The following is a 25,365-nucleotide window of genomic DNA, read 5'->3' as shown; positions in this document are numbered from 1 at the left end:
AACATGGCAAAGACCCTGCATCGCCGCAGCCTGCTCGCCGGGGTGGGCGTGTTCGCGCTGCCCGCCATCGCCCGTGCGCAGGCACGCCCCATCACCCTGGTGCATGGCTTCGGCCCGGGCGGCACGACGGATGCCGTGGCGCGGCTGGTGGCTGAACGCCTTGGCGCGCGGCTTGGCCGCAACATCGTCGTCGAACCGCGACCCGGGGCAGGGGGCACCATCGCCGCCGGCCAGGTCTCCCGCGCGCCCGCCGATGGCAATACGCTGATCTTCCTGGTCGGCGCGCATGCGATCTCACCCGCGATGTTCAGGTCGCTGAACTACGATTCCGTCGGCGGCTTCAGCTTCGTCGGCATGATCGCCGACTATCCCTTTGTGCTCGCCACCAGCGCCGACCATCCCGTGCGCAGCCTGGCCGGGTTGATCGAACGGGCGAAGGTGGTGCCGGAACCGATGACCTATTCGACCACCGGCATCGGCACCACGAACCACCTGGCGATGGAGATGCTGGCGGTGCGCGCCGGGATACGGCTGCAGCACGTGCCCTATCGCACCGCCTCGCAAGGTGCATTGGACGTGATGGCGAAGCGCATCGATTTCTCGATCGAAGGTCCGGCCTCCATCGCCGCGCGTTTGCAGGATGGCAGCATGCGCGGCCTTGGCGTCACCTCCGCCACCCGTTTCTTCCTCACGCCTGACGTGCCGACGTTTGCTGAGGGCGGGCTGCCTGGCTACGAGGTCACCACCTGGTCCGGCCTCGCCGGCCCGCCCGGCTTGCCGAATGCGATGGTGACGCAACTCAACGGGCTGCTGCGCGAGATCCTCGCCGAACCCGGTGTGGTGCAAAAGATCCGCGACCAGGGCAGCAATCCCGCACCCGGCACACCGACGGAATTCCGCGCCCGGGTCGAGAGCGACATCGCGAAATGGTCCGAGGTCGTGCGCCTCGCGGAGATCGAACGCACATGATGCAGTCCTGGGTCGTCAGCATCACGCCCTTCGACGCCGATGGCGGGCTGGACGAACACGCATTCCGCCTGCACCTGCGCCGTATCCGCGCCGCCGGTGCCGCCGCCTATGTCGGCAGCAGCAATGTCGGCGAGGGCTTCACCCTGTCGGCAGAAGAACGCGACCGCGTCTTCGCCATCGCGGTCGAGGAGCTGAAGGGCAGGGTGCCCGTCCGCGCCGCCGGCTGCGAACCGCGCGGCGTCGCCGATGCCCTGGACTACCTGCGCGCCGCTGCGCGTGCGGGGCTTGATGCGGCACATCTCTTCCAACTCGACAACGGCCACACCGGCAAGCCGAACGCCGCGGAGATGGAACGCTTCTACGACATCACCATCGGCGAGGCCACGCTGCCTGTCGTCATCTCCTCCTATCCCAGCATGGGCTATGCGCTGCCCATCGACCTGGTGGCCCGGTTGCTCGACCGTCATCCGCAGATCGTCGCGGTGCGTGCCGGCGGTGGCGACCCGCTCTGGTTCGCCGAGGCGATCCGCCGTTTCAAGGGCCGCGCGCTGGTCTATGCGGCGGGCGTTCCTTCGATCCTGCCGGCGCTGCACCTCGGCGCCGACGGATTTCTCAGCGGCGAGGGCAATCTGGTGCCGGGGCTGACCACCCGACTGATCACGGCCGCGCGTGCGAATGATTTCGCGACGATGCAGGCGGCCTACCAGGACTTCGTCGGGCTGCACGCGGTGCTCGGAAAATTCGGCGGTGGGCGCGGCGTGAAACCGCTGCTGAACGCGCTCGGATTGCCCGGCGGCAGCATCCGCCCGCCGCGCCTGCCGATCGACGACACGGCGGTGGCGGGGCTGGTCGAAGCGGTGCGGGCGCTCGACCTGCCCGAATTGCGGCCGCCAGGTTGATGCAGATCCAGCCGATGCCGCTGGGCGGCCTGGCCGCGGGCATGCTGCAAGGCGGCGTGCCCGCGCTGATCGACAGCGTTGGCCGCGCCGGCTTCCCCGCCTGCCTGTTCGGCCTGGCGCGCCAGGCCATCGGTGCGGACCACGTGACCGCCTTTGCCTTTGACCGCACGGGCCGGCCCTCCGTCATCCTCGCGGAGAATGCCGGGCCGACCGCCGTGGCCCACCAGGTCGCGCGCCGCTATGTGGACCGCTACTGGACCATGGATCCGCTGCATGAACGCCAGCCCGCCGGCCCCTGCCTGGTGGAGATCGACGCCGCCGACGTCACCCATGCCGACTATCGTACCGATTGCTATACGGCCGTGCATTTGGGCGCACGGCTATCGGTCTGCGATTCACGGCCGGGCGGCGCGCTGCGCCTGAATTTTTACCGCGCGCGTCGCTTCACGCCGGCTGAGATCGGGGCCGTGGTCGGAAGCATGGCGCTGCTGATGCCGCTGCTTTGGCGCCAGGCGGCGGAGGTGCGTTCGTTGCCCCGCGCCGAAAGCTTCGCCGCACGCGTCGCGGCAACATTCCCCACCATGCCGCGGCGGGAGCGCGACGTCTGCGCGCTGATCGCCGCCGGCGTGGGGTCCGAGGGCATCGCCCTGGAACTGGGTATCAGCCGCAACACCGTGCTGACCTATCGCAAGCGCGCCTATGCACGGCTCAGCATCAGCAGCCAGAACGAGTTGTTGCGCCTGCTGCTGGCGGCCGGCCGATAGGCGGCATGGACATCCAGGCCGATGTGGTGCTGGATTGCCGCAAGGCCGCCGATAGAGCAGCGGCCAACCGGCAACCAGGGAGATGCCGCATGACCCCGGGCGAGCGTGAGCGTGTGAAGACGTCGTTGCAGGCCTACCTCGCGGAGCAGCAGGTCTCCGAACACGAATTGGCCCGCCGGATCAGCGCCGTGGGGCCGAAGGTCGACCACAAGGTGCTGCACCGTTTCCTCGACCGGCGCCTGCAGGTCGATGATTCCATCCTGGAGATCTATCGCGGCTTCCTGGACCGCCCCGTCTAGCCGCGCCATTCGGCGCGCAGCAGCGCCGCGGCGCGTTCGCCGATCATGGTGACCGGCAGGAAGGTATTGGCGCGCGGAATGGTCGGCATGATGGCGGCGTCGGCCACGCGCAGCCCGGCCACGCCCATCACCCGGCATCGCGGGTCGACCACCGCGAGGCGATCCTCCGCCTTGCCCATCCGGCAGGTGCCGGCGGGGTGGAACATCGCGATGCTGCGGCGCCTGGCAAACTCCTCGATCGCGTCGCGGCCGCGCAACGCCCGCGGGTCCTCGCCCGCCAGATGCAGGATGCGCCGCTCCATCGGCGGGCAGAGGTCCATCGCCCGCGACAGCAGCGCCGCCGCCACGGCGCTGCCGAGGCCCGGCCGCGACAGCCGCCGCATGATGCGGGAGAAGGCGGGGACGAAGACGCCGGAGGTCAGCGCCACGATCGCGGGATCACGCAACAGGTCGATCATCGCCGCCAGCCCATCGGCCATCCGCGCCAGGTCGCGCGGGTCCGACAGCATGGCGAAATCGATCCGCGGCTGCTCGGCCGGGCTGGCGGAGCGCAACGACAGCCGGCCGCGCGAGTAGGATTTGTAGGCCGAGACACTTAGCGCGCCGATCCCGCGGCCGAGGCGATGCCACGCGGTCTTGTTCAGGATCGACATGTACATGTCGCCGGGCGGGCAGCCCGCCATGCCGGAACTGTAGCGCAGCATGTTGTGGATATGCGGCCGCAGCGCGTCGCCCTGCCGCGCCGCCGGCCGCAACCGCGCGCCGATGGCGAGCAGCGGGTGGTTGAGCAGGTTGCCGCCGATACCAGGCCGGTCCGCGACGACCGGGATTCCCAGCGACGCCAGATCTTCCCCAGGCCCGATACCGGATCGCAGCAGCAGCGCCGGTGACTGGATGCCACCCGCGGCCAGCACGACGTGCGCCGCGCGCAGCATCGCCGGCCCGCCCGGCGAACGCGCCACGACGCCGGTCACCGCACGATCCTCGATGACCAGGCGCTCCACCATCATCGCCGTCAGGATGGCAAGGTTGGGGCGCGCGCGGACCGCCGGGCCGAGATAGGCCGCCGCCGAGGTGACGCGGCGTTGCGGCAGGCCGCTCGTCGGCAGCGGATAAAGCCCATCCGCCTCCGCCCCATTCATGTCCACGCCCGCCGCGTGGCCGCGCGCCGCCAGCCCGTGGGCGACGGCGCGGGCAAAGGGCGGCCAGGCGTCCGGCGGACGGCGCCAGATGGGGATCGGCCCGTCCGACCCATGCACCGCGCCGGCATGGTCCAGGTCGCGTTCCAGCTTGATGAAATACGGCAGCACGCCGTCCCAGCCCCAGCCGGTCGCCCCTGCGCGTGCCCATTCATCATAATCCTCGGCCAGCCCACGCAGCGCCTGCATGCCCATGACGGCGCTGCCGCCGCCGAGCACACAGGCCTGGGTGAAGGCCGATTCCTCGGCGGAATCCTCGCGCAGCCGCGCCCGCAAGCCTGGCCAGAAGAACTCCGGGTGGGAGGAGGCGCGGGAGTAGCTGTCGCGCATCGGCGCCGGTTCCTCGGCGCCATAATCCCGGCCGGCCTCGACCAGCGCCACGCGGGTCCGGGCATCCTCGGACAGGCGGCTGGCCAGGACGCAGCCGGCGGCACCGCCGCCGACGACGATGACATCGAAGTCCAAGGCGCTAAATGCGCTCCACGCGGGCGAGGCGCACAACCTCGGTCCAGGACGCGACCTCGCTAGCGATGCGCGTGCTGAAGTCTTGCGGCGTGCTGGTCAGGGGATAGGTGAACAGGCTTCTCAGCCGCGCCACCGCCTGCGGATCGGCCATGATGCCGGCCACGGCGCGGTTGATATCGACGACGATGTCGTCGGGCAGGCCGCGCGGACCGGCGATGCCGTAGTAGGTTGTGACGTCGAAGCTGGCGACCCCATCCTCCGCAAAGGTATGCGCCTCCGGCAGGTCCACAAAGCGGTCCAGGCTGCTGACGCCGATGGGCCGGATGTCGCCGGCATCGACCAGCGCCTTCACCGATCCCAGGTTGGCGATCAGCAGGTCCAGCCGCTTCGTCGACAGGTCGATCGCCGGCTGCGCGCTGTCGCGATAGGGCACGTGCAGCACGTCCAGCCCGGTACGCGACACGAACAGCTCCATCGTCAGGTGGCCGGTCGTGCCGATGCCGGAGGAACCATAGGTCAGGGTGCCGGGGTTCGCGCGCGCATGGACGATGACATCGGCCGGCGTCTGGAAGGCGCTGTCGCGTGCCACGAACAGCACGAAGGGACCGCCGAAGCCGGACAGGCCGACATAGGTGAAATCCTCCAGCGTGTTGTAGGGCAGGGCCTTGTACATCGCGGCGACGACGGTGTGCCCGCCGGTCAGCAGGATCAGCGTATGGCCGTTCGGCGCGCTGGATTTCGCCACGCCGCGCGCGGCGATCGTGCCGCCGGCACCGGGCCGCGCCTCGACCACCACGGTCAGGCCAAGCCGGCTCGACAGCCCCTCGGCCAGGATGCGGGCCACGCCATCCGCCGTCCCGCCGCCGCCAAAACCGTGCACCAGCGTGATCGGCCGGGCCTGCCAGGCGGCCCGCGCCATCGTCGGCATGGCCAGCGCGGCACCACCGCCGAGGACCAGCCCCCGTCTTCCGATCGATACAGGCATGCTGCTTGTGTCCTTTGCCATCAGGTGATCACCACGGTCGCGGCATCGCGATTGATCCGTGCCTGGCGCCGGTCGGTCTCGGCCTTGAGGCTGCGCCAGTCGACGCCCAGCATCCGGCCGCCCTGCTTGCGGCGCTTGCCGCCGATCCAGACGCTGTCCACGTCCTGCTGGCCCGCGAAGTTCACGATGCGGTCGGCGAGGCCCCCCCAACTCGGGAAGCCATAGCGATCGGTGGACAGCAGCACGAGGTCGGCCCGCTTGCCGACCTTGATGGTGCCGGTCACATCGCCGAGGCCGATCGCCTTCGCCCCGTCCCGCGTCGCGAAGGCCAACACGTCGGCGGACTCATAGTTCAGTGCCAGCTTCCGGCTTTGGTCGGTGCGCCACAGCGACCAGAAGCCGATGCGCAGCATCTCGAAAAAGTCATTGCTGAAGGTATTGGGCTGGTCGAGACCCACGCCGACATCGACGCCGAGTTCCCGCGCCCGGCCATGCACGCAGGTCAGATGGCTCTCGTAGACCGTCTCGACCGAGGGGGCGGAGCAGATCTTGCCGCCGGCATCGGCCATCATCCGCAACTCCTCATCCGACCAGTCATTGGCGTGGGTGAGGTGATAGTCGGGACCCAGCACGCCGGCGTCGCGCAGATCGGCGATGGTGCGGAAATAGCCCTCCGGTGGCAGCGGATTGGCGCGGCGGCTGCGCACGTGATGGGTGATCAACTTCGGTTGCAACAGCCGCGCGCGGCGAAATTCCTCGACCACCTGCGGCATGGTGTGGCCGTAGCTGCTGTTGCTCAGCGCCATGCCGAATTGCATCGGGCCGTCGCTGGCGCCGAAATACGCGTCGCGCAGTTTTTCGGCCGTCGCGTAGTGCATTTCCGTCGACAAGGCGTTGCGGTCGTCCCAGCCCTGCGCGCGCGGCACGCTTTGGTTCAGCCCGTAGGTCAGGACATGGGCGATCTGCCAGCAGAAGATGCCGGCGATGCCGGAGGCGATGGCGCCCTTCGCCCCGGCAAAGGCCATCTCAGGCGTGTGCAGCCCATGCGCGAAATCGACCAGGGTGGTGACGCCCGAATCGATGGCCGACAGGCAGCCGACATACTCGGCGTGATGGCAATCCTCCGGCGTCATCGCCGGCATGATGCGCATCTTCCATTCGTGATAGCGGCCGTAGTCGCGGTGGTAGGTCGGCACCAGCGCGCCGACGTCGATCGCCTCCCAGACATGCCGGTGGCCGTCGACCATGCCGGGCATCAGGATCATGCCCCGCGCGTCGAGGTTCTCGGCATCGTCCACGACCAGGCTGCGGCCGATCGCGGCGATGCGGTCACCTTCGATCAGCACGTCGGTACCCGGCAGATCCGCCTCGCCCCGTTCCATCGTCAGGACATCGGCGTTGCGGATCACCAGGCGGGGCAGGGACCGGGCCTTCGTCTCGATCGTCGTGGGCAAGGCCATTCTCCGCAGCGACCGCGGGGAAACGCGCGGCACAAATGGTATACCGAAAAGGTATCCATGAAATGGATCGTTGGCCAGACGCTGTGCAGTGTCAACGCCGCCAGTGCCTGCGTCACAACGCCATGTGGCTTGATCGGCCTGCCGTCACCGCAATGATCGACGCGGCGAAAAGCCGGGAGGACAAGAAGAATGCGCGCGACCAGCCTGACCCGCCGCGGCCTCGTGGCGCTCATCCCGTCGCTGATCGCGGCGCCGGCCCTGGCACAGCCCGCCTGGGCACCGACGCGGCCGATCCGCGTCATCGTGCCATTTCCCCCGGGCCAGGCGAACGACATCTTCGCCCGCCTGGCGGCCGACAAGGCCAGCGAGCTGCGCTGGCCGCAGCATCGGATGGTCGTGGAAAACCGCGCCGGCGCCGGCGGCACCATCGGCATGCAGGCCGGGGCGCAGGCGGCGCCGGATGGTCACACGCTGGTCTTCGGCAGCCTCGCCACCTTGGCCATCAATCCGGCCATCATGCGCAACCTGCCCTATGATCCCGCGCGCGACTTCGCCCCGGTGATCCGCATCTTCGAGGGGCCGCTCGTCGTCGTGGTCCCGGCGCGCAGCCCCTACCGCGACCTCGCCGCGCTGGCCCAGCGCGCGCGGGAGGGCGGGCTGACCTATGCCTCCAGCGGCCCGGGATCGACGCAGCACATGGGCGCGGAGCTGTTCCTGCAGGGGATCGGCGCCACGGCGACCCACGTACCCTATCGCGGCAGTGGCCCAGCCCTGACGGACCTTGCCGCCGGGGCCGTGGATTTCGCCTTCGAGAGCACCGCCTCCGCCATGCCGCTGGTCCGTTCCGGCCTGCTGCGTGCCCTGGCGATCAGTTCCGCCGCACCCTGGCCGGGGATCGAGGCGCCGACGGTGGCCGATGCGGCGGCGCTGCCGGGCTACACGGTCTATGGCTCCGGCGGCTTCCTGGTGCCGGCCGGCACCCCGGCCCCGGTGGTGGAGGCGCTGTACCAGGGCCTTGCCGCCGCCATGGCCGACCCGACCCTGCGGGAGCGCGTGGCAGCGACCGGGACGACGGCGATCGCCGAAGGGCCCGACGCCTTCGCCGGCTTCATCCGCGACGAACTGACGAAATGGCGCCAGGTCGCGCAGCGCGGCGCGATCCGGCTGGAATAGGCGGGCAGGCTCGGCGGCGGCTCACGGCAGCCTGCACCGAAGGTGGAAAGCCGTGTGCAGCGTGCCGCAGTAGCGCCATAACTTTCTGATTATATGAATAAAATGGCGGACGGGGTGGGATTCGAACCCACGGTGGGCTTGCACCCACGGCGGTTTTCAAGACCGCTGCCATAGACCACTCGGCCACCCGTCCGTGCCGCCGCCATGCCTCGCCCGGCAGGCCGATCCACGCAAGGGGCAGACGGCCACCCCCCGCGCAAAAAACATGGCAGCCCTACCCAGCCCAAGGGCAGGTCGGGTTGAAAATGCTGCACTGCAACACGATATCGGATCCGGGATGGGGAGGAACAACAAAAGGACCTCACCAATGCTTACGCTGACCTTCGGCGCTTTCATCGCCGCCCTTGTCGCCATGCAGATCGTGGCGAACATCGCCGTGAACAACGCGGGCTTTCCGAACCTGCCGCGCGCGCCGCACGGCACCTGACACCTCCAGCCCCGTGGCGCCGCAATGGCGTCACGGGCCGGCGGCGGTCATCATTCCGCGGCGCGGGCCATCCCGGGGGCGGCCTGGCCAAGCGTCATCACCGGCGTCACCGTCTCCGCCCGATCCATCGTCAGGACCGCCCGTGCCAATGCCTGGGCCTGCTCCGCGCCCAGCACCGCATCGGCCAGGGCATGGAACTTGGCCAGCAATTCGGCCTCGGTCAGGAAATTGTCGGGCTCACCCTTCGGCACCTCGACCACCCGCACGAACACCTGCCCACGCGCGCGCAGCGTGACCTTGCCCGACATGTTGGTGGGGAAGAACGCCTCGACATCGGGGTCGTGCTCGCAGGCGATCAGCGGCAGCAGCCGGCGGATATCGGCGTCCTGCAGCCAGGAGTAGGAATCCCAGCCGAAGGCACCGCGCGCCAGGGCGCAGGCAATGACAAAGGGCCCGCTGAACTGCCCATCCACGATGTTCCGCGGGTTCTGCCGGCGCGGCAGATCATCGCCGATCAGGATCATGCCCGACCGTGGCAGGCCGAGCGTCACCGACTCAACCTCCTCCACCCGCAGCCCCAACTCGCTCCGCAACGCCAGCGCCGCATCCACCCCCGCATGGCCGTAGCGGCAGGACGGATAGGGTTTGACCGCCGTCCGCATCAACTCCCATTCCGACCCCAGCCCCTGCAACGCGCGGGCGGGCACCGGGTCCGGCGCATAGGCGCGCAAAAAGCCGGCGCGGCCTTCCAGCGCCTCGGCAGCCCCCCGAAAACCCTGGGCCGCCAGGGTTGCGGCACTCAGCCCGCCCATGCTGGCCCAGCCGACCTGGAACCGCTTGGTCCAGGCGCCATTGGACAGGAATTGCAGCGACCCGGCCGATTGCGACAGCGCGATGCCGAAGGCGGATGCGATGCCGGCCGCATCCAACCCCATGATCCGTCCTACCGCCGCCGCGGCACCAAAAACGCCGCAGGTCGCGGTCGGGTGGTAGCCGCGGGCGTAATGCGCCCCGGCCGGCAGCGCCACCGCCAGGCGGTTCGTCACCTCATAGCCCGCGACAATGGCCGCCAGCGTCGTTGCCCCATCGGCCCCGGTCATCTCCGCCGCGGCGAGTGCCGCCGGAATGACCGGCGCGCCCGGATGCAGGCTGCCGGCGGCATGGGTGTCGTCGAAATCAAGGCTATGGGCGGTCGTGCCATTCAGCAGCGCCGCCCCGGCGGGGGAATAGGTCGCCGTGTCGGCAAAGACTTTCGCCGTCCCATGACCCAGGCCCAACGCCTGGATCGCGGCCAGCAGCGGCGGCGTGCTTTCCGCCTCCACCCGGCCGCGCAGCATGTTGCCGGCCAGGTCCAGCACCAGCATGCGCGTGCGCGCCTGCACTTCGGGCGGCAGGCGATCCCAGCGGATGGCGGCGGAAAACGCGGCGAGGTCAGCGGTCACGGCGGCCATGGCGAAGCTCTTTTTCAACTGTTGTCCCAAGGCAGTCCGTAGCACGTCCGGTCCCGGCAGAAAGCAGGACGGAAAGCCTGTCGCGGCTCGCGCCGCCAGGGCGATGCCGCGAATGGAGGAGCCATGCACCAGTTGCGGTTGCAGTGGCGGCCCCGGCCGTGGCACGGATCAGCCCATGATAACGCGCCGTCCATTCCTGCGCCGAGTCGCGGCCGTTCCTGGGCTGCTTCTGACCTCCGTCATACCAGCCTCGGCACAACCCGTGCCGGGCCAGCCCTCGCCGGCCCAGCGCGGCGGGCAGAGCTTCGCCCAGTTCCTGGACGGTGTGCGGGCCGAGGCCCGGCGTGCCGGGGTATCCCAGGCGACGCTGAACCGGGCGCTGTCCAACATCCGGCCGCAGGATCGCGTGCTGGAACTGGACCGCCGCCAGCCGGAATTCACCCTGACCTGGGAACAGTACCGCGACCGCCAGATCAGCCAGACCCGCATCGACCGCGGCCGGCAGATCTATGCCGACAACCGCAGCCTGCTGGAGGCGATCGGCGCCCGCTACCGGGTCAATCCCCGTGTCGTCGTCGCGATCTGGGGGATGGAAACCAACTACGGTAGTTTCACCGGCAATTTCAACGTCGTGGAAGCCTTGGCTACCTTGGCGTGGGAAGGTCGTCGCGCGACATTCTTCCGCGCCGAACTGATGGCGGCCCTGCGCATCCTCGATGCCGGCAATGTCACGCCGGAACGCATGCGTGGCTCCTGGGCCGGCGCCATGGGCCAACCGCAATTCATGCCGACCTCCTACGAACGCCTGGCGGTGGATTTCGACGGCGATGGCCGGCGCGACATCTGGGACAGCCGGGGCGATGCGCTGGGCTCGATCGCCAATTACCTGGCCCGCAGCGGCTGGCAGGAAGACCAGCGCTGGGGCAGGGAGGCCGTCCTTCCGGCCAGCTTCGATCCCACCGACGCCCGCCTGGACAACAAGCGGCCCTTGCGCGACTGGGCCCGGGCGGGGGTGCGGACGTCTGACGGCGCGGCGCTGCCGGTGGCGGATTTCGATGCCAGCGTGCTGCTGCCCGGCGGGGCGAACGGCCAAGCCTTCATCGTCTATCCGAATTTTGGCGCGATCCGGCGCTACAACCCTTCCACCTTTTACGCGCTGGGCGTCGGGCTGCTGTCGGACCGCGTGGCGTGAGGTTTTGGGCCGTGCTGGCCTTGGCGGCGGCATCGCTGCTGGCCGCCTGCAACCGCGCGCCAACCGCGCCGGCCCGCTACGTTATCGGCCAGCCCTACGCCCTCGGGGGCCTGTGGTCCTATCCGCGTGAAGACTTCGCGCTGAACGACACGGGCTTGGCCGCGATCATCCCCGATACCCGCAGCGGCCGTGCCACCGCCAATGGCGAGGTCTATGACCCCTCGGCCCTGATGGCGGCGCACCGGACCTTACAGATGCCGGCGATCCTGCGGGTCACCAATCTTGAGGCCGGGCGCGAACTCCTGGTCCGGGTCAACGACCGCGGGCCGGCCGCCCCTGGCCGGGTGCTCGGCCTGTCGCGCCGCGCGGCGGAGCTTCTGGGCGCACGCGACGGCACCCAGTTGCGGATCGTGGTGGAGGCCGAGCCGTCCCGCGCGCTGGCCTCCGGCCTGCCGCAGACGGAAACCCCCCAGCTTGCGATCGCCGCGGCGCCGGCGGGCAGCGTGGCCCGCGAAACCCTGGCCCCGCCGCCCGGCGCGCGGGCCGCGACGCAGCTCCGCGAAGGCCGCGCCGCCCCGGTCCTGGCCGCGGCGGCCGCCACGACCGCGGCGCCCACCATCGCCCTGCCGATGCAGGCGACCGTCGTGGCCGCCCAGCCGGGCCGGCTTTGGGTCCAGGCGGGCAATTTCACCAACCGCGATGCCGCGCAGCGCCAGGCGGCGCGAATCGGCGGCGCCCGGGCCGAAGCCTTCGGGCCGGGGCGACGGCCGGAATTCCGGGTGCGGGTCGGCCCCATGCAAACGGCCGCGGAGGCCGATGCCGCCCTGGCGCGCGTCTTGCGCGCAGGAATTTCCGAAGCGCGAATCGTCGTTGACTGACGCGCCCGCGCGGCGTGGTGCTATACGCTTGCGATCGTGACCGACGCCCCGCCCCCCATGCCCGCCCGACGCCGCGCGCTGCTGCTCGCCAGCGTTGCCTTGCCCTTCTTGTCGCCGGTGGCCGCCCTGGCCCAGGGGCGCGCGCCAACGGCGGCGCCCCGCGGCGCGCGAACGCCGCCCGCGCCCACGGGCAGCCCGGCCAGCACGCCGCTGGGGCTGGTGGACACCTCCGCACGGCAGGCGCTGATCATGGATGCCGACACCGGCGCCATCCTGCTGGAGAAGAACGCCGACGAGCGGATGCCGCCGTCCTCGATGTCCAAGCTGATGACCATGTACGTGGTCTTCGACAAGCTGAAGCGGGGCCAGTTGCGCCTGGACCAGCAACTGCCGGTCAGCGAACGCGCCTGGCGGATGGGCGGTTCAAAGATGTTCGTCCAGCTCAACGGCCAGGTCAGCGTCGAGAACCTGGCACGCGGCGTCATCATCCAATCGGGCAACGACGCCTGCATCGTCCTGGCCGAAGGCATCGCCGGCAGCGAAACCCAGTTCGCCGAGGTGATGAACGAAACGGCGCGGCGCATCGGCTTGCGCAACAGCAATTTCCGCAATGCCAGCGGCTGGCCCGACCCCGAGCACCGCATGACGGCGCGGGACCTGGCCATCCTGGCGCGCCGGCTGATCAATGATTTCCCCGAATACTACAGCTTCTACTCCGAACGCTCGTTCCGCTGGAACGACATCACCCAGGAAAACCGCAACCCCTTGCTGGGCCGGGTCGCCGGCGCCGATGGGCTGAAGACCGGCCATACCGAGGAAGCCGGCTACGGCCTGACCGGCAGCGCCCGGCGCGGCGAACGGAGGCTGATCCTGGTGGTGAACGGCCTGCCGTCGATGCGTGCGCGCTCCGAGGAAAGCGAACGCCTGATGGAATGGGGCTTTCGCGAATTCGACAATGTCGTCCTGTTCCGCGCCGCCGACACGGTGGAGGAAGCGCCCGTCTACCTCGGCGAACGCGCGACCGTGCCCCTGGTCGGGGGCCAGGCGCTTGTCATCACCCTGCCGCGCGCCTGGCGCAACCGGCTGGAGGTCAAGGTCCGTTTCGACGCGCCCATCCCGGCCCCCGTGCTGCGCGGGCAGGAGGTCGGTCGGCTGGAAGTCCGCGGCCAGGGCGTCCCACCCATGAGCGTGCCGCTCTATGCCGGGGCGGATGTCGCGCGACTGGGGCTGCTGCCGCGGATCCCCGCGGTGATCGGGCGCTGGCTCGGCGCCTGATCGGGGGCCTGACCGCGCGTGTTCATCACCTTCGAGGGCGGCGAGGGCGCCGGCAAGACGACCCAGATCCGCAGGCTCGCCGCCACCCTGGCGGCGCGCGGCCATCCGGTGCTGCGCACCCGCGAACCCGGCGGCACGCCCCATGCGGAGGCGGTCCGTGGGCTCTTGCTCGGCCGTGGTGGCTGGGACCCGATGTCGGAAACCCTGCTGCTCTTCGCCGCCCGGCGCGAACATGTCACCCGGCTGATCGGCCCGGCGCTGGCGGCCGGCATCTGGGTCCTGTCCGACCGCTTCGCCGATTCCACCATGGTGTACCAGGGGCATGCCCAGGGCGATGACCGGGCGTTGATCGCGACACTGTCGCGCGCCACCCTGGGGCCGGTCTGGCCGTCCTTGACGCTGATCCTGGACATCGATCCCGCCATCGGCGTCGCGCGCGCGGTCGGCCGTGGCGACGCCAACCGCTTCGAGGCGGAGGGCCTAGCCTTCCATCGCCGCATCCGCGCGGCCTTCCTGGAGATCGCCGCCGCCGAACCCGCGCGCTGCGTGGTGATCGATGCCTCGGGCGACGATGAAGCCGTGGCGGCCGCCGTCCTGGCCGCGGTCGAATCCAGGGCCGCATGAGCCTGCCACCCGAACCGCGGGCCAACCCCGATCTTGCCGGCCATGATGCCGCGTGTGCCGTGCTCGCCGCCGCCGCGCGGTCGGGGCGGCTGCATCACGCCTGGCTGCTGGCGGGGCCGCCCGGGATCGGCAAGGCGACGCTGGCCTTCCGTTTCGCGCGCTGGCTGCTGGCCGGGATGCCGGCCGATGTGGCGGGGCATCCGCCGCTGCATGTGGCGGCGACCGACCCCGTGTTCCGCCGCATCGCCTCCTCCGCCCATGCCGACCTGATGACCCTGGCGCCCGACGTCGCGGCCGGGAAGGTCAAGCGGCAGATCCCGGTCGAACAGGCCCGCGACGTGCCCCGCTTCCTGTCGCTGACCCCGGCCGAGGGCGGCTTTCGCGTGGTCGTGCTGGATGAGGCCGAGGCGATGCACCCGAGTGCCGCCAATGCCCTGCTCAAGACGATCGAGGAACCGTCGCGCAATACGGTGCTGCTGATCGTCTCCGGTACCGCCTCCGCCCTGCTGCCGACGATCCGCAGCCGGGTGCGGCGGCTGGACCTGGCGCCGCTGGGGGAGGCACCCATGGCGGGCCTCCTCGGCCGCTGGCTGCCGGATATGCCAAGGGCCGACCGCGAACGCCTGGCCTTGGCCGCCGCCGGATCGCCCGGCCAGGCGCTGCTGCTGGCCGAAGGGGAGGGGCTGGCCCTGGCGCAGGAAGCGGACCGCGTGCTGGCCGCCCTGGCGAACCCCGATGAACGCGGCTGGTTTCTTTTGGCCGACCGCCTGGCGGCGGTCAGGGACGGCAGTGCCTTCGTGCTGTTCTGGTCGCTGCTGCGGGCGGCCGTGGCGTCCGGCCTGGCCCGTGCCGCTGCTGGCGAACGACCGGCCTGGGTCGGGCAGCGGTCGCTGGCGGAGGTGTCCGAGGCCTGGTCGCGGATCGGCGCGCAGGCGAAGCGGACGGAATTGCTGAACCTCGACCGCAAGCAATCCACGCTGACGATGCTGGGCTGGCTGGCCGGGCGGTAGGCTCCCGTTACCCCTGCACGCGCAGGCCCGGCGGCACCTGCCAGCCCCCGCCAAGCGCGCGATACAGGGCGACGGCCGCGCTGTATCGGGCGGCATCCGCCTGGGCGAGCAGATCGGCCGTCGAAAACAACGCCTGCTGGGATTGCAGCACGGACAGGAAGTCGGCGCCGCCGGCACGCCAGCGGACATCGCCGATCCGATAGGCACGGCTGGCGGAGTCGAAGGCCAGGCGACGCAGGGCATAGGCCTCGCGCGCCGCTTCCGTGGCGGCCAAGGCATCGGCGACGTCCCGGAAGGCTTCCAGGATCGTCGCGGCATAGCGCTGCGCCAGTTCGCGCATGCGCGACATCGCCTGGTCCTCGGCCGCACGCAATCGGCCGCCCTCGAACAAAGGTGCCCCCAGGGAGGCGATGATCCGCGTGGCCAGGCGCCCGGGCGAGAGCAGCAGGTCGGCCAGTTCCGTGGTGCTGCGCCCGGCCGAACCGGTCAGGGTCAGCGACGGCAGGCGCGCATCCCGGGCGATGCGCGCATCCAGCCCCGCGGCGACCAGGTCGGCCTCGGCCCGGGCGATGTCGGGGCGCCGGGCGAGCAGATCCGCCGGCAGCCCCGCGACGACGGGCGGCAGGCTCAGCCCCTCCAGCGAACGCGCGGTGGCGATGACCTCCTCCGGCCCGACCCCGGCTAGCAGCGCCAGGGCGTGCAACTGCTGGCGCTCTCGCCCCGTCAATTCGGCCAGCGAGGCCTCCTGCGCGGCCACCGCGCTGCGCTGCTGCTGGGTTTCAAGGTCCGAGGAGCCACCGGCCGAGACCTGCACCATGACCACGCCCAGGATGCGCCGCGCGACGGTCAGGGTTTCCGACGCCTGGGTGCGACGCGCGCGGAAGGCCAGGAGTTGGAAGTAGCCGGTCGCCGTCTCCGCCATCACGGACAGCGCCAGCGCGTCGCGATCGAAGCGGCTGGACAGGGTGCGCATGTCGCCGGCGCGGGCGGCACTGCGCAGGCGCCCCCAGAGGTCGACCTCCCAGGAGGCATCCACCCCGGCGGTCCAACTGCCGGGGCCGCTATTGGTCCCCGTGCTGGTGCTGGCGCCAAAGCCGAGGGAGGGAAACAGCGAGGCGCGGTCTGCCCGGGCCCCGGCTTCCGCCTGGATGATGCGTTCGGCCGCGGCCAGCAGGTCGCGGTTGCCGGTGGCGGCGGCATCCACCAGCGCGTTCAACTCGGCACTGCCGAAGGCCTGCCACCAACTGGGGTCAGGCCAGCCGGTTTCGGCCGGCGCATAGGGGAACCGGGCCGGGATCGGCGGGCGGGTCTGCGGCAAGGGCACGTCGCCACACGCCGTGGCGGCGATGACGGGCAGGCTGGCCAGCACCTGTCGACGGTGCATCATTCGGCCATCAGCGCCCGCACCGGATCCAGCCCCGCCGCCTTACGGGCGGGCCAATAGCCGAAGACCAAGCCGGCCAGGCAGGCCGAGCCGAGCGCCAGGACGACCGACCCCGGAACCACCAGGATCGGGCGGCCAAACATGCCGAGTATCCAGGCCACGCCGAAGCCGGTGGCGACGCCCACAAGCCCGCCGAACGCGGTGACGGCCAGGGCCTCGGCGGTGAATTGCAGCAGGATATCTTTGCGCCGCGCACCGGCGGCCATGCGGACCCCGATCTCCCGCGTGCGTTCGGTGACGCTGACCAGCATGATGTTCATCACGCCGATGCCGCCGACCAGCAGCGAGATCAGCGCGATCGCCCCCAGCATCATCGTCGCGCCATCGCGCGAGGCCGTTTGGACCGCGAGGAACTGGGCGGCGTTGCGGATCTGGAAATCCACCGTCGCATGGCGGCTTTCCAGCACGGCGGAGACCATCTGCTCGGCGGCGGCGATGCGATCGGTATCGGCGACCTGCACGACGATGTTCTGGACATGCCGCTGGCCGTGCAGTTTCAGCCGGCCGGTGGAAAGCGGCAGGTAGACCACATCATCCTGGTCCGGTCCGAAGCCGCTGGCGCCGCGCGCGGTGAGTTCGCCGATCACCTGGAAAGGCATGTTGTTCAATTGCAAATACTGGCCCACGGGATCGGCATCGCCAAAGAGGTTGCGCGTCACGGTCTGGCCCAGCACGACGACCGAGGCATAGGCATCCACATCGTCCTGCGTGAAGAAGGCACCGCGCGCGAGCGGCCAGCTGCGCAGGTCGGGCAATTCCGGCGTGGTGGAGCGGGCGGTCGAGCGCACATCGCCGCCGACCGCGCGGACCGTCACCGCCGTCGCATATTCGGCGGTCGCGCGACCCAGGCCGGGAAGTTCCATGATGGCCAGCCGGTCGCCATCGACGAGGGTCGCGATGGTGCCGTCGCTGCTGCGCAGGTTGCGCGCGCCGGGCGAGACGGTGATCAGATCGGGGCCGAGCGTGGCGAAGCGGGTCAGCAGCGCCTGCTTTTCGCCATTGCCGACCGCGAGCATGGCGATGACCGAGGCCACGCCGATGACAATGCCGATCAGCGTCAAGGCGGTCCGGAACATGTTCGCGTGCAGCGCATGCACGGACAGGCGAATCGTATCGATGAAGGACAGTCCACGACCGAGCGGGGCGGGCAGGGCGGGCAGGTCCGCGGCCCGGCTGACACGCCCGCTATCGGCCACGATGCGCCCGTCATGGATCTTGATCCGGCGATCGGCCTGGGCGGCCAGTGTCTCCGAATGGGTAACGAGGAGGATGGTATGGCCCGCGCGATGCAGGTCGCGCAGCAGTTCCATCACCTCGGCGCCCGATTGCGAGTCGAGCGCCCCTGTCGGTTCGTCAGCCAGCAGGATCGCGCCGCCATTCATCAGCGCCCGCGCGATGGCGACGCGCTGCTGTTGGCCGCCCGAGAGTTCCGCGGGGCGATGCCGCAGCCGCTGCCCAAGGCCCAGGCGGCCGAGCAGCCCCTGGGCGCGCGATCGCCGGGCCTCCGCCGGGGTGCCGGCGTAGAAGGCCGGCATCTCCACATTCTCCAATGCGGAGGAGGTGGCGACGAGATTGTAGTGCTGGAACACGAAGCCGAAGCGGTCGCGCCGCAGCAGCGCACGCTCATCCGGGTCGAGTTGGCTGACATCCTGCCCCGCCAGGACGTAGGTCCCGCGGGAGGCCCGGTCGAGCAGGCCGATGATGTTCATCAAGGTGGTCTTGCCCGAGCCTGATTGCCCCAGCAGGGCGACGAACTCGCCCGCGTGGATGTCGAGGTCGACGTCGCGCAACGCCACCGTCTCGGTCGCCCCTTGGGCGTAGGAGCGGCCGAGTCCGGTCAGCTTGATGAGCGGCGGTTCGGGCGGGGTCATCGCGGCGGGCGCATCGGCATCGCCTGCGCGGAGGTCGTCCGTTCCGGCAGCACGACCTTGTCGCCGAGCTGAAGACCGTCCTTCACCTCCACATTGATGCGGTCGGCGATGCCGAGGGAGATCTCGCGCGGGGAAATGCTGCCGTCCTCGGCAAGCACGCGGACCGTCCGGCGGGGAGGGATCGAATTGGGCGGCAACGGGCCGAGTGCGGCGCGCGGCAGGATCATGACGCCGGTCGCCTGCGACCGGATGAAGAAGACCTGGGCGCTCATCTGCGGCAGCAGCGCCCCATCGGGGTTCGGCACATCGAACAGCGCCTGGTAGAGCACGACGTTGTTGATGACATCCGGCGTCGGATAGACCTGCCGCAGCGTCGATTCATAACGGCGGTTGGGCGAGCCGATCGTGCTGAAGCGCACGGGCATGCCGCGCGCCAGGCGCGGCTGGTCGGCTTCGGAGACCTGGACCGTGACGGTCATGCTGGTGAGATCGGCGATGCGCATCAGCACCGGCACGTTCATCGATGCGTTGAGCATCTGCCCTTCGGTCGCCGCCAGGGTGACGATCGTGCCGGCGGCCGGGGCGATGATGCGGGTGAAGGACAGCGTCGTGCGATCGGCTGTCAGCTTGCTTTCCTGGCCGGCGATCTGCGCCCGCGTGGCCTCGATCTGGGCTTCCTGCACGCGCAACTGCGCAACGGCGGTCTCCATGGAATCGCGGCTTGTCGCGTTGGAGGCGAACATGACGCGCTGGCGGTTGGCCTGCAGGCGCAACAGTTCCTGGTTCGCTTCGTATTGCGCGACGACGGCGCGGAGGCGCTGGAGTTCCGCCTCGCCGGCGAGCACGGCGGCCTGGGTCGTGCGGGCGTCGATCTCGGCCAGCAGCCGGCCGGGCAGGACCTGGTCGCCAATCTTGACATGCAGGCGCTGTAGCTGGCCGGAGACCTGGGCGCCGACATCGACGTAGCGCAGGGGCTGGACCACGCCGGATGCGGCGATCTGGTCCGCGACATTGCCTCGGCGCACCTCGACCCAGGCTGGCATGGCCGCAGCACTGGCTTTCAGCGCGTAGACGCGCCAGGCGAAGACAGCGGCGGCAACAAGGGTTGCAACGACAACGATAGATATCAGCCATCGGATGATAAGTGTCTTGCGGCGGCTCGGCATCTATTGCGGGATCGACAGCATTGATGGGGTGGCAATTCCATTGGTTTGGCGAGACGGGCAAGCAATTCAAAAAGCGGGTGTTCGCAAACCACTCACGCAACATTTGTCATTGAATCGCACGCCATAGGCGGCGCGAAATTGATGCGAGTAATTCGCATTGTCAAATTGCTTGTCGGACATGCGGTGCCGCGGGCGGGGGGGGGCCTCGGTCGCCCCTATCGTTGGGACAAGCGCCGCGGGACTCGCGCGTCGCCCAGCCGCCCTGACGTGCGGGACGTCAGGAAACCCTATGGGGTTGTTCAATTTTTGGCCCAATCAGGCCTTGAAGGGAGAGTGGTGCCCCGTGCGGGATGGGATGAGACTGAGGGTTTACCTGGGGTTTCGGCGCCGTCTCGAGGCTGTTCTGTACCACCGCGCTGGACCACCGCATAGGCCCCAGACGACCCCCCCCAGCCGGCACCTCGGGGACCCAAAAAAGAACCCCCGGGGGTGGCGGGGGTCGCTCTAAAAGAGGGCCGGGGGGTCTTCAACAACGACGGCAACCTTTAGCCGAGTTTTGAAACGCATTCAGTTTTGCCGGTGGGGGGGGGGTCTGTTCGCCGGCATTGCGAGATCAACCGTCCCGATGCGGCGGCGGCACCCTGGCTGTACGGCGTTCTGTATGATGTCAGATAGTGCCAACGAGCGTAGAGTGAACTCGGTTGACACGCTGAGTCGGTCGTGAATCTATGAGGCCAGCACCGCAGCGAGCACGCCCACATGTCTGAACATCAATCCCGCACCTTTGTGGCTTACGCCCGGGTCAGCACCCAGCAGCAGGGACGGAGCGGTCTGGGCTTGGAGGGGCAAGAGGCTGCCATTCGGGGGTTCCTCAGGCCGGGCGATAGCCTCCTGGCGCCGATCTACGTCGAGGTTGAGAGCGGGAAGAACAACGCCCGACCGGAGCTAGCCAGGGCGCTGGCACGGTGCCGCACCACGGGGGCCACGCTGCTGGTCGCGAAGTTGGACCGGCTGGCGCGGAACGCCCGGTTCCTGCTGGATGTGGTCGAGGGGACCGGAGAGGCGGGTGTCGTCTTCCTCGATCTCCCCACGGTGCCAGCCGGACCCATGGGCAAGTTCTTCGTCACGCAGATGGCGGCCATCGCGGAGCTAGAGGCCGGTCTCATCGGCCAGCGCACGAAGGCCGCTCTCTCCGCTGCTAAGGCTCGTGGGAAGGTGCTGGGCGGCGTCCGTTCTGGCCAGCGCGCCCCGACCCAGGCAGAGCGCCAAGCGGGAGGCACCAAGGGCGCCGAGACGAAGCGCCGTGCAGCCACCCAGGCGGCGTACCGCGTGCTTCCCCGCGTGGCCGAACTGGCAGCAGCCGGGGAGGGGCTGGCAGGGATTGCCCGGGCCCTCCAGGCGGAAGGCGTCTCGACGCCACGGGGTGGCGCTTGGACGGCTACGGCCGTGCGGCGCGTCTTGGGGCGAACCGCCGGGGATTGACGGCGGGATTCGTCCGGGAGTCTGATTCTGCAAGGGCGGTGGACCTACCACTATGGAAGGATCTATTCGGTCCAACTATTTAGATTATGAGAGAAAACAGAGACTTTTTCCCACGGCGAGGAGCCGAGCCGGATGACCAGCAGCCAAGACCCCATGCGCCAAACCGGCGGCACCACCCCCAGCGACCTAGAGGCCGTCCGACGCATCCTTCGGGGCGGCGGCTGGCGCATCGAGTGGATACCGAACGAGCGGGGCGATGGACCGTGGATCGCCGTGACGGCACCGGGCGACGTCGCGTGGGCCATCGGTCGGCAGGCCGGCAGCTATTTCGCTGCGAGGGTCGGCGAGGAGGAAGGCGTCGGCCTGGGGGACTTGGCGACGGCCGAGGAGGCGGCTGAAGGATTGCGGCGCTTCGTGAGGGCTGAGGTGAGCCGCTTCCTGGCCTTGGCTGACTAGCGGCTGAAGCGAGTGGGAAGGCACCCCGAGGCTAACGCCTGGGTGCACGCATGCGGCCATAGAGAGAGTCGTGCGGGCCCCCATCTGGCTACGCGCTAGGGCGTCGGCGGTTCTCCGATCATCTGCGCGTGCGGGCTTCTGGCGGCTTCTGATGGGGTGCACAATAAGGCGACACCTATAGCCAGGGTGCCCATCGGGCGCGGGCCGGGGCGTGGCGCCCAGTATGAGCCTACCCATAGCCAGGGTGCCCAACGGCTAGCCAGGGTGCCCGCCGGCGCGCTTTCCGGCGCTTCCAGAGGGTGTGCCCAATCGACGACCACCCCTAGCCAGGGTGCCCGTTGAAGCGCGCCCCGCCGCACTTGAGGAGCCCCCGGCCGTTTGTGCCGGTCCCTGGCCAGTACGGCCGTCAGTAGTCGAACAGTTCGGCGCCTGGCGACCTTCCCACAACCCGCAACCAGTCGCACGCCCCGTCAAACGGGCGGCGATTCTGCATGTCAGGAAACCACCATGCCTAACACCACCGCTGACCCACGAACCGCGACTACCGCCAGCGTCCCGCCGTTGTCGGGCGGACTATCGACCGATCACCCCAAGCCAACCGTTCAGGTTCCGCTGCACGGGAAGCACGGCGAGGGGCGCTTCATGACGCTGGACGCCGAGGACTGGGCGCTCGCCGAGGCCGAATGGGGCGCCGTTTGGACGCTCGTGCCGAACGGCCATGGGCGAGACTACGTGTCCTCCGGCCGTCACAGCCTCGGGACGCTAGCTGATCAACCCGGCAGCGGCGACACGAGCCGGTTGTCCCGCCTGTTGATGGATGCCTCGCGGGGAGAAGTCGTCGTCTTCCACGATGGCAACCCGCTGAACCTCTGCCGCGGCAACCTGCGCGTGCTGGGCAAGTCGAGGGCCGCGAAGTGGCGACAAGAGCGCGCCGAGCACCAAGCAGAGGCCGACCGCACGCACTAACCGAACGGGACGGGGTCTATCGGCTCTATCCCCAGCACCATCACCACCCCGCATCACCCGCCAGAAGGCCCGCCGGTTCACTCCGCGCGGGCCTTCTGCGTTCAACAGGAAGATGACATGCCACTAGATGCCACCGCCAACTCCAGCACCACGCCGGCTCTCCGCACGCGCAGCTTGGCGGGTCTGCTCGCCCATCAGTTCCCGAAGCGTGACTTCCTGATTCATCCCGTGCTGCGGCAGGGAGAGAGCATGATGCTTTGGGCACCAACCGGGGTCGGGAAGACCATGCTCGCCCTGTCCATCGCTCTGGCCGTCGCAGGGGGCGGGGAGTTCATCGGCTGGCGGTCGGAGACGCCGCGCCGGGTACTGCTGGTAGACGGCGAGATGGCCGTTGAGGACTTGCAGGACCGCCTTCGGATGCTGCTCGCGGCGGTGCCGGGGATCGACGCGGAGGCGGCCGGCAGGAACCTTCGGGTGCTCGCCCGACAAGACCAGAGCGCGGCCTCCCGCTTCCCCAATCTCGCGGACGAAGGCGGCCAGGATGACGTTCTGCGGATCGCCCGAGAGCACGGCGCGGAACTGGTCATCGCAGACAACTTCTCGACGCTGGCTGAGGTGGCCGATGAGAACGAGGCCGGCGCGATGAACCCCGTGCTGACCTGGCTGCTCCGCATGAAGCAAGCGCGGACGGCGTGCATCCTTGTGCATCACAGCAGCAAAACCGGCGCGACCTACCGGGGTTCGTCCAAGCTCGCCACCACGTTCGAGGTCATCCTTGGGCTGGAACCGCCAGACAGCACGGGGAGCATCGGCGCGGCGAGCTTCACGACACGCTGGACGAAGTTCAGAGGCAAGGGCCACCCAGCCCTGACATCCAGAGACGTCCTGTTGAGCCAGACGGAGGACGGCGCGGTGGTCTGGACGGAGAGCGCGGCGGCAGGCGATGAGGTGCGGCAGTTCGTCGAGGCGGTCAGGACCGGGAAGCACGGCAGCCAGCGGGAACTGGCGGCGGCGCTGGGGTGGGACCCCTCGAAGGTCAGCCGGGTGAAGGCCCGCGCCGTGGGAGACCGCCGGATCAGTCGGGAGGAAGTCATCGAGGCACTTAAGGGGGCGCTGGGAGGCAGCACGGAAAGCCCCGACTACTGACCGATTGATGGGCTCGTGGCGTCCGGGGAGTTTATCTCCCGGACAGGACGTAGTCTGGCGTTGCAGATTGTGAAGACATACAGGGGCGCAATCTGCAACGCCGGCTCGCCGAGGGCGGAGTGATCACCGCGAGTTCCGCCCGAAGGCCGTCGGGCTGAAAGTCATGGCGCACTGCCCTGTCCTGGCGATGCCCGCGACGTTCATGCCGGCGGCGCTGGTGGGGGCGTTCGGCGACGCGGTGCGGCTGCTCGTCCTCCATCTGATGTGGCTGGAGGCGGAGGCAAGGACGGACGCCATGCGGGAGCTGCGCGAGGCGCACGGGGTGCTGGCGCTGCCGGTCCACGACAGCCTAATCGTTCCCCGCAGCGCGGAGGCCATCGCTCGATCCGTCATGGTGGACGCCTTCGAGCGGCTGGCGCGCTTCACGCCAGTTCTGGCGGTAAAGCGAGGGGCTGGCCCGGGTGGCGGGGGCTAGCTGGGGATCCGATTGTAGGGGCTTGGGGAGACCGCCTGAGTCAGTCAAGCGACCTCCTGGGGTTGGGGTAGCGCGATGCCTCAGGGGCCGTGTGCGGCTCCGCGGAGAGTCTCCTTGGCATGCCCGTCATGGCAATTGCGCGATCCGTGGTCGCACCGCGGCATCCAGGCGGATCATCGCGTCAATCAGTTGCGTGTGGATGGCCGGCCATTCATCTGGCGGCGAACGGTATCCGCCCTCCACCCCGAAGAAAATGCGGAAGTTGCTGGACCCCTCCTTCTCGTACCATTCGAGCGGGCCGCCGAAGGTCGCCTCGACCGACTCCCTGGCTTCGCGCAGGCGCCGCATCTGATCCTTCCCGTTGTCACCCTGCATCAGCAGTTCGACCCGCGTGCGCTGCTGCATGGTCACGTAGTTCAGGGAGATGCCGCTGCGGCCCGTCGCCCCCCCCAAAACACCGACCGATAGGTCCGGGGCCCTGCCGCGGTGGATGGGTGTCCGCTCCGCGGCTCGCTCACTCAAGGCGTTCAGGAAGCGTTCCATCAGAGTCGCGCGCTCGCTGCGCTCCTTCCGTTCGGCCGCCTTCTTCTCCTCAAGCCTGGTCTGAAAGTCTGCTGCCTCCGGCAAGGGGATGATCTGTTGGATGTCCAGGAGGAGGCGGCCATCCGACAGGCGGTAGGGCTTCAGGCGCACGCAGCGGATGTCGATGCCGCGTTCGCGTAGCCACAGGACCGAGGTGGTGAGTTCTTTGCCGAAATCAGCGGCGGCAAGGACGATGCGTGTCTCGGTCGCGAAGTTGTCCTCGTCCGGGGTGCGCCAGCCCAGGAAGTTGAGTATGTCGGCCCGGGCGGCGTCGGTGTCAGGGTTGGCGCGGTTGCGGCTACGGGTCAGCGTTTCCACCGCCTGATCGAAGGTCATCGCGGAGACCATGGCGGCGTAACGCAGTGCCTGCAGATCCATATGACCGCCATCATCGTTGCGCTTGAGCTCGACGACAACGAGGTTGGCCTTGTGATCGAGGCAGAGCAGGTCGATGCGCCGCGTACTGTCGGTCCAGGCGCTGAATTCCTCGGCCAGCACCATCAGCCCATCCTCCAGGCTGGCGATGCGGTCCTTCAGCAGTCGCTGGATGTCGCCGCGTTCCCGCCAACCTTCGGCTTCGAAGCTGGTGCCGGCAAGGGGCACGAGGCCGTCAGGGCGGGCTTCATAGATTGGCATGGCGGGGGCCT

General features: G+C 69.4%; 23 protein-coding genes and 1 tRNA gene. 15 read left to right on the top strand and 9 right to left on the bottom strand.

The features are described from left to right. The first annotated feature begins 3 nt into the window (after positions 1-3). The 4 genes from ACQW02_RS12055 (at position 4) to ACQW02_RS12040 (ending at position 2,931) form a co-directional block, all read left to right on the top strand. Positions 4-969, top strand: coding sequence for a Bug family tripartite tricarboxylate transporter substrate binding protein (locus tag ACQW02_RS12055; protein ID WP_431285486.1), 966 nt, complete (start codon positions 4-6; stop codon positions 967-969). Continuing rightward, positions 966-1,868, top strand: a complete 903-nt coding sequence (locus tag ACQW02_RS12050) for a dihydrodipicolinate synthase family protein (RefSeq protein ID WP_431285485.1) — start codon at positions 966-968, stop codon at positions 1,866-1,868. Before ACQW02_RS12055 ends, ACQW02_RS12050 begins: the two co-directional genes overlap by 4 nt. Further along, entirely contained in the window at positions 1,868-2,632 is a 765-nt protein-coding gene (locus ACQW02_RS12045) for a helix-turn-helix transcriptional regulator (RefSeq protein WP_431285484.1), read from the top strand. Before ACQW02_RS12050 ends, ACQW02_RS12045 begins: the two co-directional genes overlap by 1 nt. A gap of 89 nt (positions 2,633-2,721) precedes the next feature. Next, positions 2,722-2,931 carry a hypothetical protein gene (locus ACQW02_RS12040; protein WP_431285483.1) on the top strand — a complete coding sequence of 70 codons (210 nt, stop codon included), beginning with the start codon at positions 2,722-2,724 and terminating at the stop codon, positions 2,929-2,931. Here ACQW02_RS12040 and ACQW02_RS12035 read toward each other — a convergent pair. From ACQW02_RS12035 to ACQW02_RS12025, 3 genes are read right to left on the bottom strand one after another with little or no spacing between them, the layout of a single operon-like run. Then, complete coding sequence (locus ACQW02_RS12035) at positions 2,928-4,595, bottom strand: GMC family oxidoreductase (protein WP_431285482.1); 1,668 nt, start codon at positions 4,593-4,595, stop codon at positions 2,928-2,930. The genes ACQW02_RS12040 and ACQW02_RS12035 overlap by 4 nt on opposite strands. Before the next feature lie 4 nt (positions 4,596-4,599). Then, a complete protein-coding gene (locus tag ACQW02_RS12030) occupies positions 4,600-5,580 on the bottom strand; it encodes a tripartite tricarboxylate transporter substrate-binding protein (RefSeq protein WP_431285481.1) in 981 nt (326 codons plus the stop codon). Between the two features lie 20 nt (positions 5,581-5,600). Then, positions 5,601-7,034 carry an amidohydrolase family protein gene (locus ACQW02_RS12025; RefSeq protein ID WP_431285480.1) on the bottom strand — a complete coding sequence of 478 codons (1,434 nt, stop codon included), beginning with the start codon at positions 7,032-7,034 and terminating at the stop codon, positions 5,601-5,603. Positions 7,035-7,229: 195 nt separating this feature from the next. On the opposite strand from ACQW02_RS12025, the gene ACQW02_RS12020 reads away from it, so the two are divergent. Further along, on the top strand, positions 7,230-8,213 hold the full coding sequence (locus tag ACQW02_RS12020) for a Bug family tripartite tricarboxylate transporter substrate binding protein (RefSeq protein WP_431285479.1): 984 nt from the start codon (positions 7,230-7,232) through the stop codon (positions 8,211-8,213). Positions 8,214-8,316: 103 nt separating this feature from the next. Here the strand turns inward: ACQW02_RS12020 and ACQW02_RS12015 are convergent. Together ACQW02_RS12015 and ACQW02_RS12010 are read right to left on the bottom strand one after the other, a co-directional pair. After that, positions 8,317-8,406: transfer RNA gene (locus tag ACQW02_RS12015), tRNA-Ser, on the bottom strand. Positions 8,407-8,750: 344 nt separating this feature from the next. Beyond that, positions 8,751-10,151: an MmgE/PrpD family protein gene (locus tag ACQW02_RS12010; RefSeq protein WP_431285478.1), complete on the bottom strand. Its 1,401-nt coding sequence runs from the start codon at positions 10,149-10,151 to the stop codon at positions 8,751-8,753. Positions 10,152-10,326: 175 nt separating this feature from the next. On the opposite strand from ACQW02_RS12010, the gene ACQW02_RS12005 reads away from it, so the two are divergent. The 5 genes from ACQW02_RS12005 to ACQW02_RS11985 are packed head-to-tail and all read left to right on the top strand — an operon-like array spanning position 10,327 to position 15,130. After that, the gene (locus ACQW02_RS12005) at positions 10,327-11,343 is read left to right on the top strand and encodes a lytic murein transglycosylase (protein WP_431285477.1); all 1,017 of its coding nucleotides are present in this window, start codon (positions 10,327-10,329) and stop codon (positions 11,341-11,343) included. Continuing rightward, positions 11,340-12,221 (top strand): septal ring lytic transglycosylase RlpA family protein, encoded by an 882-nt coding sequence (locus tag ACQW02_RS12000; protein ID WP_431285476.1) that lies wholly within the window; start codon positions 11,340-11,342, stop codon positions 12,219-12,221. The genes ACQW02_RS12005 and ACQW02_RS12000 overlap by 4 nt, the downstream gene beginning before the upstream one ends. Positions 12,222-12,257: 36 nt before the next feature. Then, positions 12,258-13,496 (top strand): serine hydrolase, encoded by a 1,239-nt coding sequence (locus ACQW02_RS11995; RefSeq protein ID WP_431285475.1) that lies wholly within the window; start codon positions 12,258-12,260, stop codon positions 13,494-13,496. An 18-nt stretch (positions 13,497-13,514) separates the two neighbouring features. Next, positions 13,515-14,120 (top strand): dTMP kinase, encoded by a 606-nt coding sequence (gene tmk / locus ACQW02_RS11990; protein ID WP_431285474.1) that lies wholly within the window; start codon positions 13,515-13,517, stop codon positions 14,118-14,120. Next, the gene (locus ACQW02_RS11985; protein ID WP_431285473.1) at positions 14,117-15,130 is read left to right on the top strand and encodes a DNA polymerase III subunit delta'; all 1,014 of its coding nucleotides are present in this window, start codon (positions 14,117-14,119) and stop codon (positions 15,128-15,130) included. The genes tmk and ACQW02_RS11985 overlap by 4 nt, the downstream gene beginning before the upstream one ends. Positions 15,131-15,137: 7 nt before the next feature. Here ACQW02_RS11985 and ACQW02_RS11980 read toward each other — a convergent pair whose 3' ends face one another. From ACQW02_RS11980 to ACQW02_RS11970, 3 genes are read right to left on the bottom strand one after another with little or no spacing between them, the layout of a single operon-like run. Beyond that, positions 15,138-16,517, bottom strand: coding sequence for an efflux transporter outer membrane subunit (locus ACQW02_RS11980; RefSeq protein WP_431285472.1), 1,380 nt, complete (start codon positions 16,515-16,517; stop codon positions 15,138-15,140). Then, positions 16,514-18,445 (bottom strand): MacB family efflux pump subunit, encoded by a 1,932-nt coding sequence (locus tag ACQW02_RS11975; RefSeq protein ID WP_431285471.1) that lies wholly within the window; start codon positions 18,443-18,445, stop codon positions 16,514-16,516. The genes ACQW02_RS11980 and ACQW02_RS11975 overlap by 4 nt, the downstream gene beginning before the upstream one ends. Then, positions 18,442-19,611 (bottom strand): efflux RND transporter periplasmic adaptor subunit, encoded by a 1,170-nt coding sequence (locus ACQW02_RS11970; protein WP_431285470.1) that lies wholly within the window; start codon positions 19,609-19,611, stop codon positions 18,442-18,444. Before ACQW02_RS11970 ends, ACQW02_RS11975 begins: the two co-directional genes overlap by 4 nt. Positions 19,612-20,370: 759 nt before the next feature. Here ACQW02_RS11970 and ACQW02_RS11965 point away from each other — a divergent pair. The 5 genes from ACQW02_RS11965 (at position 20,371) to ACQW02_RS11945 (ending at position 24,136) form a co-directional block, all read left to right on the top strand. Next, entirely contained in the window at positions 20,371-21,093 is a 723-nt protein-coding gene (locus ACQW02_RS11965) for a recombinase family protein (protein ID WP_431285469.1), read from the top strand. A gap of 132 nt (positions 21,094-21,225) precedes the next feature. Then, positions 21,226-21,549 (top strand): hypothetical protein, encoded by a 324-nt coding sequence (locus tag ACQW02_RS11960; RefSeq protein ID WP_431285468.1) that lies wholly within the window; start codon positions 21,226-21,228, stop codon positions 21,547-21,549. A gap of 507 nt (positions 21,550-22,056) precedes the next feature. Further along, positions 22,057-22,515 carry a hypothetical protein gene (locus ACQW02_RS11955; protein WP_431285467.1) on the top strand — a complete coding sequence of 153 codons (459 nt, stop codon included), beginning with the start codon at positions 22,057-22,059 and terminating at the stop codon, positions 22,513-22,515. 117 nt (positions 22,516-22,632) lie between these two features. After that, on the top strand, positions 22,633-23,661 hold the full coding sequence (locus tag ACQW02_RS11950) for an AAA family ATPase (RefSeq protein ID WP_431285466.1): 1,029 nt from the start codon (positions 22,633-22,635) through the stop codon (positions 23,659-23,661). Between the two features lie 163 nt (positions 23,662-23,824). Then, entirely contained in the window at positions 23,825-24,136 is a 312-nt protein-coding gene (locus ACQW02_RS11945) for a hypothetical protein (RefSeq protein ID WP_431285465.1), read from the top strand. 126 nt (positions 24,137-24,262) lie between these two features. Here ACQW02_RS11945 and ACQW02_RS11940 read toward each other — a convergent pair whose 3' ends face one another. Continuing rightward, a complete protein-coding gene (locus tag ACQW02_RS11940; RefSeq protein ID WP_431285464.1) occupies positions 24,263-25,354 on the bottom strand; it encodes a DUF4268 domain-containing protein in 1,092 nt (363 codons plus the stop codon). Between the last annotated feature and the right edge of the window lie 11 nt (positions 25,355-25,365).

The organism is Humitalea sp. 24SJ18S-53, assembly GCF_050632385.1.
GTDB lineage: Bacteria > Pseudomonadota > Alphaproteobacteria > Acetobacterales > Acetobacteraceae > Humitalea.
This window is presented reverse-complemented; position numbering and strand designations above follow the sequence as displayed.